Source organism: Chitinophaga oryzae, from assembly GCF_012516375.2.
Taxonomy (GTDB): Bacteria; Bacteroidota; Bacteroidia; order Chitinophagales; family Chitinophagaceae; genus Chitinophaga; species Chitinophaga oryzae.
In genome coordinates, this window is record NZ_CP051204.2 from 2,027,667 (window position 1) to 2,045,565 (window position 17,899).

Consider the following 17,899-nt stretch of genomic DNA (forward strand, 5'->3'; position numbering starts at 1 on the left):
GCTAATGTTCGTTTTTAGGTTTGTTGCTATTATCCAGTACGGTGCGGGTGATAATACTTCTGCGGCCCGCTGGTGTTATCACAATGGTTTTTAAGGTGATGGTTTTGCCTTTTGGTACAACAATAGCCACCGGGCCGGTGTACAGGTGGTCATAATCCCCCGGCGGCCGGTTGTTCAGCGTGTAGTAAATACGCGCGCCGGGTACGGGCGGCTGTGATACTTCAAACCGGAAAGTATCGGTGATAATGGTGCTGTCGGTATAGGGAAAAACAGTTGGCACGCGGTAGTTCATACCTGCCTTGTCAAAACGTGCCAGGTGTGCCGGCAGCGCGGCGGTAGCGAAACGGTGATGGTCTTTGTTTTCCACGGCAGACCATCCGGTTTCTGCCAGCGCCAGCATACGGGGCAGCAGCATGTATTGCAGCTTGGAAACACCGGGGATGTTTTCTGTCCACACGCAGGCTTCCACGCCCATGATGTGTTTTTTTTCGTCGTTGGAAAGCGCTGCATAGTCGGGATTGTATTGATACGCTTTCCATGCGGGAGCATTACCGCCATGACTGGAAGGCTCCTGTTCTGAAGGGCTCTGGGCATAGTCGAAATAAAGCCCGTTGCCGCCCGGCGCCAGTATAATGTTCAACCCTTTTTTTATTTGTTGCACCGCGCCTTTCTCTCCGAACCGGTTCATCACCACAATATCTTCTTTCAGGTCGCCTTCGGCAATTTCATCCCACGCGATCATCTTTTTGTTTTTGGATAGAATGATCTTGTTTAACCGGGAGATAAAATAGCCCTGCAATGCATGGCTGTCGCGGATATGGTGCTGTTTCATAAACCGCTGCACGCTGCTGTCTTTCTCCCAGAAAGCTTTGTAACATTCATCTCCGCCGATGTGGATATAGGGGTAGGGAAACAATGCCGCTACTTCGCTGAAGACTTTGTCCAAAAATTCATACACCCTTTCATCAACGGGGTTCAGGGAGTTGTCTGTATACATTTCAAAGCCACCGGCAGGGAACCATTTGGCGAAGCTGCTTCCCGGGTTCACTTTAATGCTGCTGTCACGCGTTACGCACAGCCAGGGATATGATGCGATGGCCGCCATGGAGTGGCCCGGGACGTCTATCTCCGGCAGTATTTCAATATGCCTTTCGGCAGCGTAGCGAATGATGTCCTTTACTTCTTCCTGTGTGTAAAAGCCGCCGTCAGTGGATTTTTCGCCGGGTTGCGGCGGCAGGGTGTTACCGCTGAACTCAATGCGGGGCACGCGCCACGCGCCGGTGCGTGTCAGTTCAGGAAGACTTTTTATCTCCAGCCGCCAGCCCTGGTCATCGGTCAGGTGCCAGTGGAAGCGGTTGAGTTTATAGTAAGCCATCAGGTCGAGCAGGTCTTTGATCTGCGCAATGGTGAAGAAATGGCGGGATACGTCCAGCATCAGGCCCCGGTAGCCGTAACGGGGCGCATCCGTGATGCTGACACAGGGGATGGTGGCCTGATCGGAAAAGAGCTGTAATAAAGTTTGCATACCGTAGAACAAACCTGCGTCGCGGCCGGTCAGCAGGATGCTGTCCGGTGTTACTTCCAGCCGGTATCCTTCGGCGGGGAGTTGCGCTGCATTGCGATCCGTGATCACCAGCGCAGACGCTTTCGCTGCGCCGGCGGCTGCCTTGGCGCCGGAGGAGATCATGCCGGACAGCCGGTCGGTAAACCAGGCCGCGGCGCGCTTGTCCTGCAGGTCCGTCCGGATGATGGTATGAGCGTTGACGGTAAAACTGCCGGCACGGTTCGCCACTGAACGCGGCGCGGGGATCAGCGTCTGCGCATTGGCGCACAGCAGGCTGCTACAGAGAAAAACGAGACAATACGCATAGGTTTTGAACTGCATTACTGATAGTTGTCGTAAACGATTTTGATTTTATAAAAACAGGCGCCGTTGACGGTCCTGGAACCCTGCCGCTGTCCGCCGGCGGTGTAGAAGTCGATGGTGCTGGTGGACCAGTTGTTGAGCGAACAACTCACGGGCGGCCGCGGATTTTTGTTGGCGTCGGGACGTACCAGCACAATCTGCCCGCCGGGCTGATTGCCTATGCCCTTTACGAAGGTGAGGTTGTTGGTAGGCGACATAGACAACGTCTTTGTACTTTTGTTAAACACATATTCGCCACCGTTAGTCGTCACCCACAACAGGTTTTTGTTGCCGTAATAGGCGCTCACTTCATGCCCCCAGGGCGTAGGCAGGGCAACGCGGTATTGTTTTAATTCAGTGAGTTCAGGCATGGCATCACTACCGCCTACCGCAAGGGCGGTGAGGATATGCGTGTTGTTGGACTGGTCCTGGCCGGTCACCCACAATACGTTGAGTTCGGGGTCCCACAGTACGGCGTGGGCGGCGCCCAGCGCAAACTCTCCATAGTTACTGTTATTGGGTCCCTGAGAGGAGGCATATACCCTGATCCAGTTGCCATCGGATGCTGCCAGCGCGATATTACCATTGGGCAGTAGTTCCGCGGAGTGTACGTTGCCGCTGATGATTTTGGCCCATACCCGTTGCCCGGCCGGGTAGGTCATCACGGCTGCCATACTGTTATCGCTCATCACGGCATAGCCCTTTCTTACTTTAAAATCGGTGCCGCCGCCGAAGCGGTTGATTTCGTCGGCGCTAAAGCCCAGGGCGGTAGTGGGCGACCAGCTCCATTTTTTAGCCGCAGCGGTATTCCAGTCGGTGACCATAGGATCATAGATTTCTATCTTCTTCACCGCCTCGTTGGTGAGTGCCAGCGGAAGCCCGGGGTAGGGCTCGGGTTGCTGTACAGGCGGCGGATTATCAGGGGGCGCAGTGGCCCCCTGTTTTTTGCTACAGGCTAACTGGAAAACAAGCAATGCAAATGCTGCTCCTGTCAGTATAATTCTCTTCATCATCTCAATAGTAATTTGGATCAAATGTTTTCCCTTTATAAATGGCCGCGCCGCTGACAGTACGGGAACCGGCGGCGTTGCCGTTGGCAGCATTGTAAAAATGGACGACGGAGGTACACCAGTTGTTAAGCGTGCAACCGCTGGAGGGTTTGGTTTCTACCAGCATGTTCTGTCCGGGCTGGCTGCTGATGGCTTTTACGAAGGTGTCGTATGCGGCCCCTGGTATGTCGCTGAAAGTACCGGTGGAGATATGAAAAGTATATGCGCCACCGTTAGTGGTGAGCAGCAGCTGATCGGGGTTGTTGACATCGGCGGAGAGATCGTGTCCCCACGGACTGGGCAGCACGTTATAGGTCATCAGCAGGTCCAGTTTGGGATTGGTGATGGTGCCGCCGGAGCGGGTTGTGTTGTAACCGTATTTCCTCAGTTGGTTCCCCAGCGCCCAGAGCACCTTATGGGTTTCGTCCCATAGCACCGCGTGGGCTGACGGAAAGTAATACTGTGTATTCACCCCGTGGTTCGGTGCGGGCTGAGAGGAGGAATAAATACGTATCCAGCCCTGAGGCCAGTCTACGCCGGCGCTGGCCACCACGCTGTTGCCGTCGGGAAGTATCTCCATCGCATGCAGGCTGGTGGTGTCGTTAAAACCCATTACCCACAGTTTCTGTCCACGTGTACCCGTGCCCGTATACCGCGCAATGGTGGCCAGCCGGTAGGAGGTGGCGGTGATCACCTGCGCCGTATTGGCGAACACGGTATTGTTGCGGACTTTGATGTCCGTAGGCGCCTCCCATAGCGCGATCTCACTGGCGGTGTTGTACGAAAGCGCGGTGGTGGGCATCCACGACCATTTGGGGGTAGACCAGGTGGCGTCTGCCGGGTCGTACACTTCAATTTTTTTGGTAGCCTGATTGGTGATGGCTACCCAGCAACAGGTGGCTTCTGTTTGCGCCTGCCGGTTTTCCGGAGCAGCAGCAGGGCTCTCCGGTTGCAGTTGTTGATCGGGTTGCCGTGAACAGGAAACTGTCAATAAAACCATCACCACTATCATCCAATGAACACAGGCGGACCGAAGGCAGGATTTTCCTGCCTTCATCATCATGTTTTTCATGAGCTTAAAGTTTTAGTTTAATTAATAACCCGGATTTTGTGTGAGTTTATCGTTCAGCAGTATCTCCGCATTGGGAATGGGAAACAGCAGCCGGTTCTGGGTGACGTTGTAACTTCCTGCCTGCAGGTAACTGTACCGTGCTTTCTGTTGTACACCGAAATCGGTCATAACGCTGATGGCTTTGCCGGACCGCACCAGGTCCAGCCAGCGTTTGTTTTCAAAAGCCAGTTCCACTCTTCTTTCCTGCAGGATGGCCGTCTGCAGGGCTGCCTGGTCAGTAGTGCTGATATCGTGGAGGGCGTCGCCGAAAGCGCGCTGTCTGACCGTGTTCAGGTACACCAGCGCTTCGCCTGATTTGCCCTGTTGGTTGAGGCTTTCGGCCAACAGCAGCAGCACTTCCGCATAACGGTACACCGGCCAGTTGTCGTTGGTTTGATTGCCGATGGTATGCGTATGCAGGAACTTTTTAGGAAACGGACGGCCCACTTTGCCGGCGGGCGGGGTGTAGTTGATCACTGATTTTACCGCTGTGGCGGTGAAATCGTCGGAGGCATTGAAGCTGCCTTCCGCCACGGCGATGGAGGCATCGAGGCGTTGGTCCCCTGTTTCATAAGCGTTGATCAGGTCTTGCGTAGGCGTGTTAAAACCCCCGGTATTGGTAATACTGTTGAAGTTGACGCCTGTCACCACGGAAGTGTTGGCCATGCGTGGCAGGAAGTTGTAGACAGAAGCGTCGGTATTGGCCTGTGGTACCGCCAGCCCGGTGTTGAACTGGATTTCGAAGACAGACTCTTTCCCGTTTTTATTGCTCAGCTGGAACGCGTCGCCATAATTTTGAAACAGCGTATAACCCATAGCGGTTACCTGTTTCAGCACACTTTCCGCCTGGTCGTACTTTTTAAGGGTCAGGTACACGTCGCCCAGCAGGGTAAGTGCGGCGCCTTTGGTGGCGCGGCCGGTCTGCGGAAAGGCCGGCGCTTCCAGCCTGGCGGCAGCATCAGTAGCGTCGGAGAGGATGAGGTCATATACTTCCTGCACGGAGGCGCGCGGAATGTAGGTTTCCTCGCGGCTGAGCGGTGCACGTTTGTAAATGGGAACGCCACCGTAGAAACGCACCAGGTCAAAATAGGCGAGGGCGCGGATGAACTTCGCCTGCCCTACGATGGCATTGCGCGCGGAGGCGGACAACTGGATATCGTCGATATGATCGAGGATCACATTAACCGCCGAGATCGTGTTGTAACCACTGTTCCATTTGGGAGGCGTCTGGTTGTTGTATTTATCATCCAGGAAATCCGCGACAGCATACCGGTTGACCGTAGCAACCGCCTGATCGGAGGATTTGTAGTCGTAGTGGGTATTGTCAGAACGCATTTCGCCCATGATCCAGGCGCTTTTATTGTTGTAAAGGCCCCGCAGCTGGCTGTAGGCGCCGTTAACAGCGAGATCGAAATCGTTCTGGTTTTTAAAATAGCTGTCCGGTGTGGTAAAGTTGGGATTGACTTCGTTCAGAAACTTTTTGCAGGACGTTGTCGCCAGGCTGATTACCACCAGTATATAACAGGAAATCTTTTTCATTTTACTCATTTTTAAAGGCCAAGGTTCAAACCAAACGTAAAGGTCCGTTGCAGCGGGTAAGCACCCAGATCCTGCCCCTGTTGCGTTACAAACGCCAGTCCGCCGGCGCTTACTTCCGGGTTGCCGGGATAGCTGGTGAAGATGTAGACGTTTTGCGCCGATGCGTATAGCCTCAGGCTTTTGATGCAGCGTGTCCTGAATTTCCGCAGCGTATAGCCCAGCGCGATATTGTTAATGGTGAGGTGAGACGCATCGTGGATAAACAGGGTATGGTCGGTACGGTAGGCGGCGGTAGTATTCGCCAGCGTACGTGCCACGCGGCCATTGCCGGGGTTGTCTTCAGAACGCCAGCGGTCGAGCAGCTCCGGGGGACCGTTGAACACGCCATCGAGGTTGTACGTACTTTCCTGCATACCGTTTTTCAGCTTGTTGCCGTAAGTACCGGACATGGCGATGTTCAGGTCGAAGTTGTGGTACTGGAAAGTGTTGGTAAAGCCGAAAATAAATTTCGGGTTCGGATCACCGATCACGGTCTGGTCGTCCGGGAAGGTGATTTTACCGTCTCCGTTCAGGTCTTTGAACCTTACGGTGCCTGCCTGGGACAGCGTAGTGCTGCCGGTGCCGTAGTATTTGGGACCGGCGTTGGCTTCCGCCTGGTTTTTGAAGATACCGTCAAAGATGTAACCGTAGAACTGTCCTACCGGTTTGCCAACGAGCGTGCGGTAGTCGGTAAACTCTGACAGGGTGATGTTGGGATTATCGGCGAAAGGAATATTATTTAAACCGATCCTTTTCACGATGTTCCTGTTGAAGGCGATGTTGAAGCTGGTGTTCCATTTGAGTTTACCGGTGAGGTTTTGGGTGCTGAGGATGATCTCGTGTCCCCACTGGTTGATATCGCCGAGGTTGTCCTGCACATTGGCAAAGCCGGAGGATTGCGGAACGGGCAGTATGAATAACAGGCCGGTCGTTAGCTTGTTGTAATAGTCATAAGACAGGTTGATCCTGCCGTCGAACAGGCCGATGTCGATACCGGCATCAAACTGGCGGTTGCGTTCCCAGGCGAGGCTTTGGTTGCCCAGTGTGGTTTGCACTTTGCCGGGCGCCAGTCCGCCGGAGAAGCTGTAATTGGAATTCCCGATACGGGCGGCGGTGGCGTAGTTATCGATTTCGTTCATGCCGGTGAGGCCGAAGGTGGCCCTTACTTTCAGCAGGCTGATAGCGGGCACGTTTTTGAGAAACGCTTCGTCGCTGACGATCCAGCCGGCGCCTACAGAAGGGAAGGTGCCCCATTTGTTGCGGTCGCCGAAACGGGAGGAGCCGTCTCTTCTGATGGTGGCCTGCAGCATGTAGCGGTCTTTAAAGGTGTAGTTCACCCTGCCGAGGAACGACATCATCGTCCAGGCGCCTGCGCTGGAAGTATTGGTGGTGAAGCGGGTGGCGGCGCTCAGATAGGAGATGCTGTTGTCGGGAAAATCACGGCCCACCATATCGCTGAAGAAACCGGTGGAACGCTGGATGGTAAAACCGCCCATGAGTCCCAGTGAATGGTCTTTTCCAAATTGCTGCTGATAGTTGAGCGTGTTTTCATTCAGCCAGGAGTAGTCGTTGTTCACGGTGGTCTGACCAATGGCGGTGTTGTTGCCGGGGGGCGGGTTTTCCATCGGCAGGGCGTTGAAGCCGCCGACGGAAGTAGAAGGAATGAACTTGTTGCGTGTCATGCTGGCGATATCTGTGCTGCCGGAAGTACGGAAGGTCAGGTGATCGGTCAGTTTTACTTCGGTGAATACGTTCGCCAGTAATCGTATACGGTTGGCATCATCTTTCACTTCCATCAGTTGACGCAGCGGGTTGGCCCATACGAACTGGTTGGTGAAGCCGGAGATGCCCAGAGCGAGGGTGCCGTCGGGGTTATAGGGGGAGCCCATGGTCGGCATCATGGAGGCGGAGGCGAAGATGGCACGCTGTCCGTCGATGTTGAAGCCGGGGCCCTGACGGTTGTTATGTTCCAGTTGCAGGGAGGGCGCTACGCCGACGCCGATCTTTACCCGTTTGCCCGGGTTGAAGTCGGCGTTTACCCGCAGGGAAAAACGTTTGTAGCCGGTATTGAGCAGGATGCCCTGCTGGTCGAAATAGCCGCCTACTACGCTGACAGCTGCTTTCTCGTTACCGGCGTTGATGGACAGGCTGTAGTTCTGTACCGGTGCGTTTCGGGTGAGCACGCTGAACCAGTCGGTGCCTTCGCCGTACTGCTCCGGGTTTTGATACACCGCAGGGATGCCGCCGGTATATCCTTCGTACTTGATTTTATCTTCATAAAATCCTTTCATGTAAGTGGCCAGCTGGGTGGCGTTCATCACCGGGGGGATCAGTTCGCGCATGAGTGAGGCGCTGCCGTAGTAGGAGTTGAAGTCAATCCTGGTGGCGCCGGCTTTTCCTCTTTTGGTGGTGATCATGATCACACCATTGGCGGCGCGGGAGCCGTATAATGCGGTGGAGGAAGCGTCTTTCAGTACGGTGAAAGACTCAATTTCGTCCGGGTTGATGTTGTTGATATTATCGGGGTTGCCCAGCATAGGCTGGCCGTCTACCACTACCAGCGGGCGTACGTTGGAGGTAAGGGAGGCGGCGCCGCGTACGCGCAGGTCCATGCCCTGTCCCGGCCGGCCGGTGGTCTGTGGTACCTGTACGCCGGGCAGTTTGCCCTGTAATCTTTCTGCAAAGGTGCCTGTAGGCTGATCTTTGATGTCTACGGCAGACAGTTTGGCGACGGAGCCAACGATTTCGCGGGTGTTTTGTTTGCCGTAGGCCACCACTACCTCATTCAGTTGCGACGAGGCCTGTTCCAGCTGCACATGGATGACCGTCTGTCCGTTGATGGGAACTTCTTTCGGTGTATAGCCCATGTAGTTGAATAATAGCACCCCGCCTGCATCAGACACAGTAAGGGTAAAAGTGCCGTCAGCCAGCGTGGCGGTGCCTGTTTGCGTGCCTTTGAGCCTGACGGCCACACCGGGAAGGGGACGGTTGGTGACGTCTGTCACGCTGCCTTTGATGGTAATGGCAACGACGGTGGCGCCGGACTTACGCGTGATGACGATGGTATTCTGATGAATGGAATAGGTAAAGGGCTGTTGTGCGAAACACTGTTTCAGCACATCTTCCACACTGGCATTGGTGGCTTGTATGGCAACCGGCTGTGCATCTTTCAGGATGTCGACATTCCAGAGTACGTTGTAGGCGGTTTGTTTGCGGATCTGACGGAATACATCGCTGAGCGCGATCTTTTTGGCTGATAACGTTACCTTCTGGGCGTAGCTGGTGGCGCTGACTTCCATTAACGCTGCGATCATTAAAACCAAGGTCAGTTTCATTATCAACAGAATTTTTTTACACGTGGCGCCGGCTTCGTCAGGGCACACGTCAGGTATGTAAAATTTCATTACATTTGGATGTTTGGGTTTAATAAAAACTGTGACGACAATAGCGATTGAAATTCGTTTTTACAGGTAAGCTCAAACCGGCCGGGGGTGCGGGAACACTCCCGGTTATTTTTATAGCGCCTGTTTTACAGCTGTGTTCTATGGCATAACGGTGATCCTCCTTCCATTGATTTTAAAGTGAACAGTACCGGTTAATTCCAGCATATTTAATACTTCAGAAACATTCTTCGAGCGGGACAGGCTACCGCCAATGGCTTTCCCGGAAACATCTCCCTGGTAGCTTATTTCTACATCGTACCAGCGGCTGATCTGCCGCATGATGCTTTCCACTTTTTCATTCTCGAAAATGAAATAGCCATTTTTCCAGGCGATGGCGGACTCTGTGTCGGCAGCAGCTGTCTGCAGCCTGCCCGATGTTTTGTCCAGGATGGCTTCTTTACCTGGCGAGAGCAGCGCGTTGGCGGCGCCATAGTCTACTTTTACGGCGCCTTCGACAAGGGTTACAGTATGATGCTGTTCCTCGGGATAGGCGTTGATATTGAAATGGGTGCCGAGCACCTTTACTGCCAGCGGTGTGGCGGCGGTAGCGCCCACGGTCACCAAAAAGGGCCTTGCTTTGTCTTTCGCTACCTCGAAGTAGGCTTCGCCGGTAAGCGCTACATTTCGCTCATCACCGGAGAACGCTGCCGGGAAACGCAGGGAGGAGCCGGCATTGAGCCATACTTTGGTGCCGTCCTGCAGGGTAACCTGGTACTGGCCGCCGTAGGGCGTGGTGATGGTATTGTAAACGGTGGCGGTGGCGGCGTTGCCGGTCGACTGATAGGACAACTGACCGCTGTCGGTTTTGTTGACGGCGGTATTGCCTTGCTGTGATATGATGCCGTTTTTCGCATCTTCCAGTATTACTTTCTCGCCGTTGTCCAATGTCAGGATGGCTTTATTACTACCAGGACTGATGTCATTGTTCGCCAGCGCCGGCGGGGCAGGTAGCACCTGCTGGCGTGCCGGCGCCAGGTAAAAATACCCCGCAAGGCCGAGGATAATGAGCACCGATGCGGCGGCGGACAGGTAGTACCACAGCCGCCTGCTGCGGGCCGGCGCAGCTTCGGGGATATTGATCTGCTGGTGCAGCTTCGTCAGCATACGCTGACGTACCTGTTCTTCTTCCGCTTCGTGCTCCGACAGCCATTGCACCTCCGCCTGGTTTTGTTCCTGATACCAGGCCATCAGGGTAGCCTCTTCTGCCGGCGTAATGCTGCCGTCCAGGTATTTTTCAATGAGATGATGTATGTTGTCCTTCAACGTGTAAGGTTTATTGTTATTGAGATATGTACCATGAATGTTGTTTTACCCTTAGCAGAAGAGGATATTACGGTTACAACAATATGTACCGTAAGGCGGGGGCTTACCCTTAGTGCAGGCAAAATTTTTTTTTACACTTAGTGCATCAGGATTTTGAGGAGAAGGAGTATCCAGGTATAAGGGCGGTTCAGCCTGAGTTTCAATACTTTCAGCGCTTTGGTGAGGTGAGCTTCCGCTGTTTTTTCGGCGATGCCCATGCTGCGGGCCACTTCCGGGATGGTAAGGCCTTCATCCCTGCTGAGTTTGAAAACGAGCCGGCATTTCTCCGGCAGTACTTCCACTACGCCGTTGATCTGCTGTTGCAGGAACCGGGTGTAGATCTGTTCTTCGTCGAAGGTGGTGATGTCTGGCCCGGCTATCTGTTCTTTTATTTCGTCCCTGCGTTTCTGCCGTGCGTACTGTTTGAAGACGGACAGTTTCACGGCGGTGGCCAGGTAAGCGTTTACATTGTCGATGTACAGCTCGTTACGCCTGTTCCAGAGGCTGATAAACACTTCCTGTACAATTTCTTCCGCCATGGTTTTATCCTTACAGTGCAGGTAGGCGACGGCCAGCAGCTGTTTCCAGTAGCGGTGATAAATTTCGGTAAAAGCGCCGCTGTCGCCCTCGCGGAGGGACAGCATCAGGTCAGCATCAGATGGTGATTGGTACCGATTCATGTGACAGGAGTGGTACGCAACATTATAAAAATAAATTCAGATTTTATATCAGGAAATGAAAAGATAATACAAAAGCTATACAAGGGGTTATTGCTTTCTTAACTATTTTTTTGTATTTTAGATAGATGAAACATTGATCAGATTAACCCGTTTTATGATGTTTGTTTTGAAAAGTTATACCCGAACGTTGCTATCGCCTGCTAAAGCCATGCTGCTCTCCTGAGTTGTAACCCAGTTTTCCACAGGCATATTCAAAAAATATTACAAGGAATGACTGCTGTTAAAGGCATCGTTTTCCTGATGTGTTTATGCGCTGAACAATCTGCCCATGGCCGTGTCGCTTGACTGAAGACAGGGTGGACGTACTATTAAATGTTATGAAAATGAAAAAGAAAAAGCCCTCATTGACCAAAAAACTGATGTTCAACAAATCCACTATCAGTGCGCTGAGTGATCAAAAAGAGCTGTTAAACGGCCGTATTTCCTATCATACCTTCATTCATTGTGATGATGAAGTGCGGAGGAAAGGCCAGTTCTGTTAAAAGCAGGTGATAGTAACCCAGCGCCCCGGCCCTGGGTTACTATCCCTGTTGTTATAATATTTCTACATAGCCATCGGTGCCGTTTACTCTTATGCGCTGCCCGTCTTTAATCAGTTGGGTCGCGCGTTCCACGCCTACTACCGCCGGTAGTCCGTATTCACGGGCAATCACGGCGCCATGTGTCATCAGGCCGCCTACTTCGGTAACGAGGCCTTTGATGGAGACAAACAGCGGCGTCCAGCTGGGATCGGTGAAAGCGGTGACCAGTATATCTCCTTCTTCGAGGGTTGCGTCGGCGATGCTGAGGATCACCCGTGCCCGTCCTTCGATAATGCCGGCAGATACAGGCAGCCCGGCGATGGCGGCTGCGGGAAGGTGTTCCCGTTTGTAGCTGCCCGTGATGATTTCCCCGTCGGACGTCATGACTCTCGGAGGCGTCAGTTTTTCGTATTGCCGGTAGGTTTCTTTCCGCTGATCGATAAGGGATGTGTCCAGCTGCCGGGTACGTACCACTTCACGTAGTTCTTCGAAAGTAAGGTACCAGATATCTTCTTTTTCGCGGACCACCTGCTCCTGCACGAGCTGTTCCGCCTCCCGCAACAGTGCTTGTTTATAGATAAAGAAACGGTTCACAATAGCGTATTTGGGGTATTCCCGGTAGCCCAGGAAATTGCGCATCAGGCTGATCTTTTCTTTTGTCTCTGCTGCTTTTTGAGCGCCGTCGGGAAGGGCTTGTAACCGTTGCAATATCTCCTGTTCTTTTTGCAGCGCTTCCTGTTTGCCCTGTTCAAATTTCCGTTTACCGGCGCCCGGCTCAAAGTTCCGGATGTTACTGAGGATAAGGGGAACGAGGCTGAGCGGTTTTTCACGCCAGCGGGTTTTGGTGATATCGATTTCGCCGACGCAGCGCATACCGTATTTACGGAGATAGTCTTCTATGGCATCTCTGGCTTCCTGCCCGCCTTCCAGGCGTGGCAGTTCTTCGAGGAAATGATCATCGGTGGTCTGTTGCAGCCAGGCGATAACTTCCGGGTAGGGGCGGATAGCATCAGCCACGTCCAGCAGGGCGAGGCCCATTTCCGATGTGATGTTATCAGGAACGGACTGGGAAAGCGTATCCGCGACTCCTTTTTCACCCAACCATTTTTCCACGTTTTCATTGAGCCATGCTGCTGCATCAAAGCCGGCCATGATCACCCGCAGGCTCCGCGGATCTGTCATAGTGGACTTGGATTGCTGTATATGTTCCGCGATAAAATCCAGTGATGCCAGTCCTGACTTGGTTTGAATATCCTGTTGCAGCTGTGCGATGAAAGCCTGACTATTTCGGATCAGTTCTGCCGGAATGGACGGGTCGTTCTCCAGCGGCGGCTCGCCTTCGAAGGTCGGAATGGCGCGTTCTGTTTTATCTTCGGGCAACAGCTGCAGGAAACCTTCGCGCCCGATAATGGTGGTAAGGGCATCTTTGATCAGCGGGTCCGACTTGCCCAGCGAATCCATGATGGCCTGTTGCCCGGCGCGGGTGGCCATCATGCGGGTAATGTCGACAAATAGCCTGCCGCCGGCCTGATACATCTGCGCCCGTGTCATCATCAGGAAAAAAGATAAACCGAGTGGTTTAATCGCGTCGGTCATCATCTGGTTATGTCCTACCGACACAAAAACGTGGTTCTCCTGATCAGGGACCTGAGGGACAGGATATAAGGTAGTGACAGGTCTGCTCTGCACTATATAGAACGTGTCACCGGACAAGCACCATTCAATATCCTGCGGGGTGCCGAAGTGCGCTTCGATATTTCTTCCGAGGCGGTTTAAGGCCAGCACCTGCTGGTCTGTCAGTGCCGGCATGTTTTGCTGCGCGGCCGCTATGGGCGCTTCTGTCGTGCCACCGTTTTCGGTTGGCCATACTGCCAGTTTTTTGGTCGCAATTTTCCGGTCGATGATCTCCTGCCCCCTGACTTTGTAGTTGTCGGCGTTGACCAGCCCGGACACCAACGCTTCGCCCAGTCCAAAACTGGCGTCGATGGACAATACTTTCCTGTTAGATGTTACCGGGTCGGCCGTGAACATAATGCCTGCCACTTCCGGAAAAACCATTTGCTGTACTACTACCGCGAGGCTCACCTTATGATGATCGAAGCCGTGCTGCAACCGGTAGGTCACGGCCCTGTCGGTGTACAACGACGCCCAGCAGCGGCTGATATGTTTCAGTATGGAGGCAGTCCCCATGATGTTCAGAAAAGTATCCTGCTGGCCTGCAAAGGAGGCCGTGGGCAGGTCTTCCGCGGTGGCGCTGGACCGCACGGCGAAGGCCGTGTTTTCGCCGAAAGGGCGGAGGCGGTCTGTAACGGCCATAGCGATATCGCCGGGGATGGACGTGCTTTCGATGATGGCGCGGACCTGTGCGCTGATATCGCTGATGTTTTTCCGGTCGTCCGCTTTCAGTAAGGCTAGCTGGTCCAAAAGAGCCTGAAGGCTGGCATTGTTGGTGGTGACTGCCTTAAAGGCTTCCGTGGTCAGGCAAAAGCCCGGAGGTACCTGAATACCTGCTATATGGCACAGTTCTCCGAGGTTGGCCCCTTTGCCGCCGGTCATCGCGATCGTTGTCTTGTCGGTTTCCTGAAAATCAAGTAGGTAAGCACGCATAGTTTTCTATTTATCGTTGAGGGTGGTGGTAGTTTCCTGCATGATGGCTATAGCCTGTGTGAGGTATCGTTCGATGACTTTGACCTCCTTTTCCGAAAAAGTCGCTGTCAGTTGTTCCGATTTCCGCCGGAAGTCCCTGTACAGCGGCTCAAACAGCGACATAATGAGTTTAGTATTGGGTTCGATGAGCACTTTTCTGCGGTCACCTTCTGCGAACTTTCTTTTCACCAGGTTTTTCTTTTCAAACCGGTCTATTAAACCGGTGACGGCGCCGGTGGTAAGCCCGGTGAGGCTGGCCAGTTCGCCTGCTGTCATTTCGCCCCGTTCCAGCAGGAAGCCCAGGTATTTATGGTCTGTGCCGGAAAGCCCTGCCTTCCGGGCCACGGCTTCGTGCATCTGAAGCGAAGTGTAGGCGTATGACTGGGTCAATTTTCTGATCTGTTTGATGAGTTCAGGTTCCATTTTTATCTTATTGTCTAAATATCTTAGTTGCTAAGATAAATTGAATTAAAAAAGTAGCCAAATAATTTCTGAGAAAATACAGCCAATGGTGGAGCACGGTCTCTGATCGGACTGTTCCTGCGTCCAATGCAACTATTTTAAAGAAGGAGGAAAAGGCGACCTATAGCGGGCCGGGGCCAGGCTATCTCTGGGTGGCCTCCTGAAAGAATTTCTCTGTAGTGCCCGGCCTGCTGAAAGAAGGACATTGGGGAACAGTACGCCCAGCGGAAATATAGCCCCGCATACTTTTGTCGTATATCCGCGAATGATGGTTCATATCCCGCGAATATTAAACAGGATGGATAACGTGGCTTTTTTTTCTCATTTTTGACTGTACAGGAGCTAACAGGACAAGATAAGGGACGGATTTTTAACGACTTCCTGTTTTAAGAAGGCGTTACCCCTGGAAATGTCAATACAAAAACTATGGCAGTAGGACTATTTACCGCACCCATTTTTCATGCCATCGGCACTGGTGATTTTCTGCATTCTTTTTTCTCCACTATCGCTTACCGGCTGGAGGGAAGCAAATGGGGAAGCCGGTTTCCCGTGCTGATGAACGAACTGTTTATTGACGGCATTGCGCCCGCGCAATGTGAGGCCGTGTTACAGGAACTGGCAGTCATTAAAAAGGAACTCTCTGCCATGCCGCCGGACCAAGTGGTATGGGACATCGATGATCTTTCCAAACAACCACCGTGGGGAACGAACATCGCATCGACCATTAACAACCTCGCGGATTATTTTGTGACCAGTGATGGCAAAAAGCTGATAGCCGTCTTTGAAACGGCTTTAGATACCAGCATCAGGATACAAAAACCGCTGATCATCCGGTCTATATAAGATTATTCAAAAAGATATCATGATTAAAAAACTGTATTCAATCATCTCAATATTTACCACAAGCTGTATGGGACAGACGCCTCCGCCGGCAGCAGCAGCAGATAGCAGCTGGCTGCAAAAATCGTATGATCATGTAGTGGAAATTGAACGAAAACATGTGGCGGAAGCCGGTGGTAACTGGCTGGTGGATCTTCCGCTGGTGGAAAGCCCGGACTCGCACTACGTGTTCTTCATGGAAGCAAGAATACCTGCAGCGTTGTTTACACGTTCCAGTGCTTTTTATCCGGCTATCAAAGAATTTACGCTGATCGTGCCGGACTGGCAGTTTTATGATGAGATAACGGAGCAGGCTACCCGTAAAGGTATGTGCATAGAACCTGCTACGACCAACATCTATTATCATATCCGGAGAGTAGATACTATGGTGAAAGTGGACAGTATCCACATTTCGGGAGAACAGCCGGTGGTGACTTTCCAACAACCGAAGGTACCGGCAGGCAATATGGTGGTGTACCGGAGTGAAAGCTACGGGTCTGCCTGTTGTCCCAAAGACCCCATGTGGGAGCTGGCGAAAGAAGATGCTGCGGTGATCAGAAGCTTTGAGCAACAACATAAGGTGTCTGTCAAGGGTACCTATCGTCAGCAACAGGGAAAAGAGGGAGAACATACGGATTATTACACCTTGCCCGACCTCACTCCAAATCAGCGGCTGGATTTTATCCTGATGAAGCGTTCGCAGTGGATCGTTAACAAGGAAAAAAAGAAGATCACTTTCAGTCCGCAGGTGTTTACCCCATGGCTGGAGCCTTTTATCAAAGAAGGCTTCAGGGAGATGCGGGAAGTGAAATATGACCAATAGTGTTATTGACTGAATGCCATTCTGCAATCTGATTTTGTATTGAGCCATCCCGGTCGGGATGGCTCGTTTTTTATTTTTAACTTTAGCAGGGACGATTTTTTATGTCCCGCTTGACATGCAGCTTTTACCATCGGCCATACTGGCGCCTTACATAAAGAATTATACCGTGGTCACTATTGGGGAAGACCTTGACAACGAGGTGTTTTATCCCAGCGGGTATATGGATTTTGTGATCAACCTGTCGGGTGCTGCGGCCACTATCATCAATGGCAGAAGGAAAGACCTGCCGGAGATAGAGCTATTGGGGCATCTGACGCTGCCGACGCGGCTGACGGTGGCGAAAGGCACGGTGGTTTTGATCGCCCGGATTTACCCCCATGCAGGTGCTTTATTTTTTCCCAACCCGCTTTCGGAATTTACCAACTATGCCACCGATCTGTATGATATCCGTTTGCCGGAGATCCGGGAGCTGTACGGCAGGATCATGGAAGCGGGCGCTATCAGGCAGAAGATCAGGGTGTTGGAGCAGTTCTTCCTTGCGCAGTTGGCAAAGCAGGAAAAGCATTTGCAGAAGGTGGCCATGGTGCAGCAGTTTTCCGGGCTGCTGTTGTCGGGCGATGATAAGCTGGACTTGCCTGCTATTGCCCGGAAGTCAGGAATGTCTGAAAGGTATATCCAGAAGCTTTGCCTGCTGCATATCGGTATCAGTCCCGCTGCACTGGCAGCGGTGGTACGGTTTAACAGGGCCCTGCGGCTGGTGCTGGACACGCCGGCATCGCTGACTGCCATCGCCTACGAGGGCGGCTACTATGATCAGGCACATTTTATCAAAGAATTCCGGAAGTTTACCGGTATAACTCCTTCAGCCGCGAGGCAGCGGCTGGCAAAGGACGATGTGGCGCTTCAGCAGGCAGTGAACATCGGTTTTTAGTTATTTCGCGGATGGTTGCTGCTGAACATGTCCCTGTACATTTTCCATCCGTCGGCAGTCTTTTTCCAGATGACGATGACTTTGCCGTCGTCTATTTTATGGCCTTGCTGGTCAGTCATTTCATAAAAACTCTCTTCCGTGACATAGGTTTGCCCGTCGCCGTACAGGTGCCGGATGGTGAACCTGGTGTTTACTTTAGGGCCGTCTTTGAAAAATTTGGCCATGTTGTCCATGCCGCATACCGGCGCCGCATTGGGAGGATACAGGCAGGCATCGGCGGTATAACGTGTCAGGATGCTGCCGTCGTTTTTATTGGCTAAATCGGAGTATACGGCATTACTGGCTTCAATCGCTTTCCTGGCTGCTTTTAACGATGGACTTTCAGACTGCCCCTGCGCGCCATAGCAGGCGGATGTTAGCAGGATTAAAAGAAGGAGTGGTTTCATCTGTCTTTTTTCTGCAAAACAAGTGCTTTTGAGCAGCCTGAAATTGTAAAATTGCGAACAAC

14 protein-coding genes are annotated in these 17,899 nt (G+C 52.6%); 4 read left to right on the forward strand and 10 right to left on the reverse strand.

The annotated features are described in order from the left end of the window. Nucleotide 1 precedes the first annotated feature (1 nt). From HF324_RS08420 to HF324_RS08450, 7 genes are all read right to left on the reverse strand, one after another. Entirely contained in the window at nucleotides 2-1,885 is a 1,884-nt protein-coding gene (locus HF324_RS08420; protein ID WP_168862279.1) for a family 20 glycosylhydrolase, read from the reverse strand. Next, on the reverse strand, nucleotides 1,885-2,919 hold the full coding sequence (locus HF324_RS08425) for a DUF6528 family protein (protein WP_168862280.1): 1,035 nt from the start codon (nucleotides 2,917-2,919) through the stop codon (nucleotides 1,885-1,887). Before HF324_RS08425 ends, HF324_RS08420 begins: the two co-directional genes overlap by 1 nt. 1 nt (nucleotide 2,920) lies before the next feature. After that, nucleotides 2,921-4,027 (reverse strand): DUF6528 family protein, encoded by a 1,107-nt coding sequence (locus HF324_RS08430; protein WP_168862281.1) that lies wholly within the window; start codon nucleotides 4,025-4,027, stop codon nucleotides 2,921-2,923. Between the two features lie 21 nt (nucleotides 4,028-4,048). Continuing rightward, on the reverse strand, nucleotides 4,049-5,605 hold the full coding sequence (locus tag HF324_RS08435) for a RagB/SusD family nutrient uptake outer membrane protein (RefSeq protein ID WP_168862282.1): 1,557 nt from the start codon (nucleotides 5,603-5,605) through the stop codon (nucleotides 4,049-4,051). Between the two features lie 11 nt (nucleotides 5,606-5,616). Beyond that, entirely contained in the window at nucleotides 5,617-8,979 is a 3,363-nt protein-coding gene (locus HF324_RS08440; RefSeq protein WP_168862283.1) for a TonB-dependent receptor, read from the reverse strand. A gap of 207 nt (nucleotides 8,980-9,186) precedes the next feature. Beyond that, entirely contained in the window at nucleotides 9,187-10,350 is a 1,164-nt protein-coding gene (locus HF324_RS08445) for a FecR domain-containing protein (protein ID WP_168862284.1), read from the reverse strand. A gap of 137 nt (nucleotides 10,351-10,487) precedes the next feature. Continuing rightward, nucleotides 10,488-11,069 carry an RNA polymerase sigma-70 factor gene (locus HF324_RS08450; RefSeq protein WP_168811366.1) on the reverse strand — a complete coding sequence of 194 codons (582 nt, stop codon included), beginning with the start codon at nucleotides 11,067-11,069 and terminating at the stop codon, nucleotides 10,488-10,490. A gap of 383 nt (nucleotides 11,070-11,452) precedes the next feature. Between HF324_RS08450 and HF324_RS08455 the strand changes: the two genes are divergently transcribed. Then, a complete protein-coding gene (locus HF324_RS08455) occupies nucleotides 11,453-11,611 on the forward strand; it encodes a class I lanthipeptide (protein ID WP_168811368.1) in 159 nt (52 codons plus the stop codon). Between the two features lie 51 nt (nucleotides 11,612-11,662). Here the strand turns inward: HF324_RS08455 and ppsA are convergent, their stop codons facing one another. Next, nucleotides 11,663-14,257, reverse strand: a complete 2,595-nt coding sequence (gene ppsA, locus HF324_RS08460) for a phosphoenolpyruvate synthase (RefSeq protein ID WP_168862285.1) — start codon at nucleotides 14,255-14,257, stop codon at nucleotides 11,663-11,665. Nucleotides 14,258-14,263: 6 nt separating this feature from the next. Next, nucleotides 14,264-14,719 (reverse strand): MarR family winged helix-turn-helix transcriptional regulator, encoded by a 456-nt coding sequence (locus HF324_RS08465; RefSeq protein ID WP_168811372.1) that lies wholly within the window; start codon nucleotides 14,717-14,719, stop codon nucleotides 14,264-14,266. 465 nt (nucleotides 14,720-15,184) lie between these two features. Here HF324_RS08465 and HF324_RS08470 point away from each other — a divergent pair, with 465 nt between their 5' ends. The 3 genes from HF324_RS08470 (at nucleotide 15,185) to HF324_RS08480 (ending at nucleotide 17,391) form a co-directional block, all read left to right on the forward strand. Continuing rightward, nucleotides 15,185-15,601 carry an immunity 70 family protein gene (locus HF324_RS08470; RefSeq protein WP_168811374.1) on the forward strand — a complete coding sequence of 139 codons (417 nt, stop codon included), beginning with the start codon at nucleotides 15,185-15,187 and terminating at the stop codon, nucleotides 15,599-15,601. Between the two features lie 67 nt (nucleotides 15,602-15,668). Continuing rightward, nucleotides 15,669-16,460 (forward strand): hypothetical protein, encoded by a 792-nt coding sequence (locus HF324_RS08475; RefSeq protein WP_168862286.1) that lies wholly within the window; start codon nucleotides 15,669-15,671, stop codon nucleotides 16,458-16,460. Nucleotides 16,461-16,575: 115 nt separating this feature from the next. Then, nucleotides 16,576-17,391, forward strand: a complete 816-nt coding sequence (locus HF324_RS08480; protein WP_168862287.1) for a helix-turn-helix transcriptional regulator — start codon at nucleotides 16,576-16,578, stop codon at nucleotides 17,389-17,391. On the opposite strand, the gene HF324_RS08485 is transcribed toward HF324_RS08480, so the two are convergent. Next, nucleotides 17,388-17,837: a YybH family protein gene (locus HF324_RS08485; protein WP_168862288.1), complete on the reverse strand. Its 450-nt coding sequence runs from the start codon at nucleotides 17,835-17,837 to the stop codon at nucleotides 17,388-17,390. The genes HF324_RS08480 and HF324_RS08485 overlap by 4 nt on opposite strands. Nucleotides 17,838-17,899 lie beyond the last annotated feature (62 nt).

Coding starts and splice junctions, on each gene's coding strand:
- HF324_RS08485 (WP_168862288.1), bottom strand. CDS start 17,837: ATGAAACCACTCCTTCTTTTAATCCTGCTAACATCCGCCTGCTATGGC.
- ppsA (WP_168862285.1), bottom strand. CDS start 14,257: ATGCGTGCTTACCTACTTGATTTTCAGGAAACCGACAAGACAACGATC.
- HF324_RS08435 (WP_168862282.1), bottom strand. CDS start 5,605: ATGAAAAAGATTTCCTGTTATATACTGGTGGTAATCAGCCTGGCGACA.
- HF324_RS08480 (WP_168862287.1), top strand. CDS start 16,576: ATGCAGCTTTTACCATCGGCCATACTGGCGCCTTACATAAAGAATTAT.
- HF324_RS08450 (WP_168811366.1), bottom strand. CDS start 11,069: ATGAATCGGTACCAATCACCATCTGATGCTGACCTGATGCTGTCCCTC.
- HF324_RS08430 (WP_168862281.1), bottom strand. CDS start 4,027: ATGAAAAACATGATGATGAAGGCAGGAAAATCCTGCCTTCGGTCCGCC.
- HF324_RS08440 (WP_168862283.1), bottom strand. CDS start 8,979: ATGAAACTGACCTTGGTTTTAATGATCGCAGCGTTAATGGAAGTCAGC.
- HF324_RS08470 (WP_168811374.1), top strand. CDS start 15,185: ATGGCAGTAGGACTATTTACCGCACCCATTTTTCATGCCATCGGCACT.
- HF324_RS08465 (WP_168811372.1), bottom strand. CDS start 14,719: ATGGAACCTGAACTCATCAAACAGATCAGAAAATTGACCCAGTCATAC.
- HF324_RS08455 (WP_168811368.1), top strand. CDS start 11,453: ATGAAAAAGAAAAAGCCCTCATTGACCAAAAAACTGATGTTCAACAAA.
- HF324_RS08475 (WP_168862286.1), top strand. CDS start 15,669: ATGGGACAGACGCCTCCGCCGGCAGCAGCAGCAGATAGCAGCTGGCTG.
- HF324_RS08420 (WP_168862279.1), bottom strand. CDS start 1,885: ATGCAGTTCAAAACCTATGCGTATTGTCTCGTTTTTCTCTGTAGCAGC.
- HF324_RS08425 (WP_168862280.1), bottom strand. CDS start 2,919: ATGATGAAGAGAATTATACTGACAGGAGCAGCATTTGCATTGCTTGTT.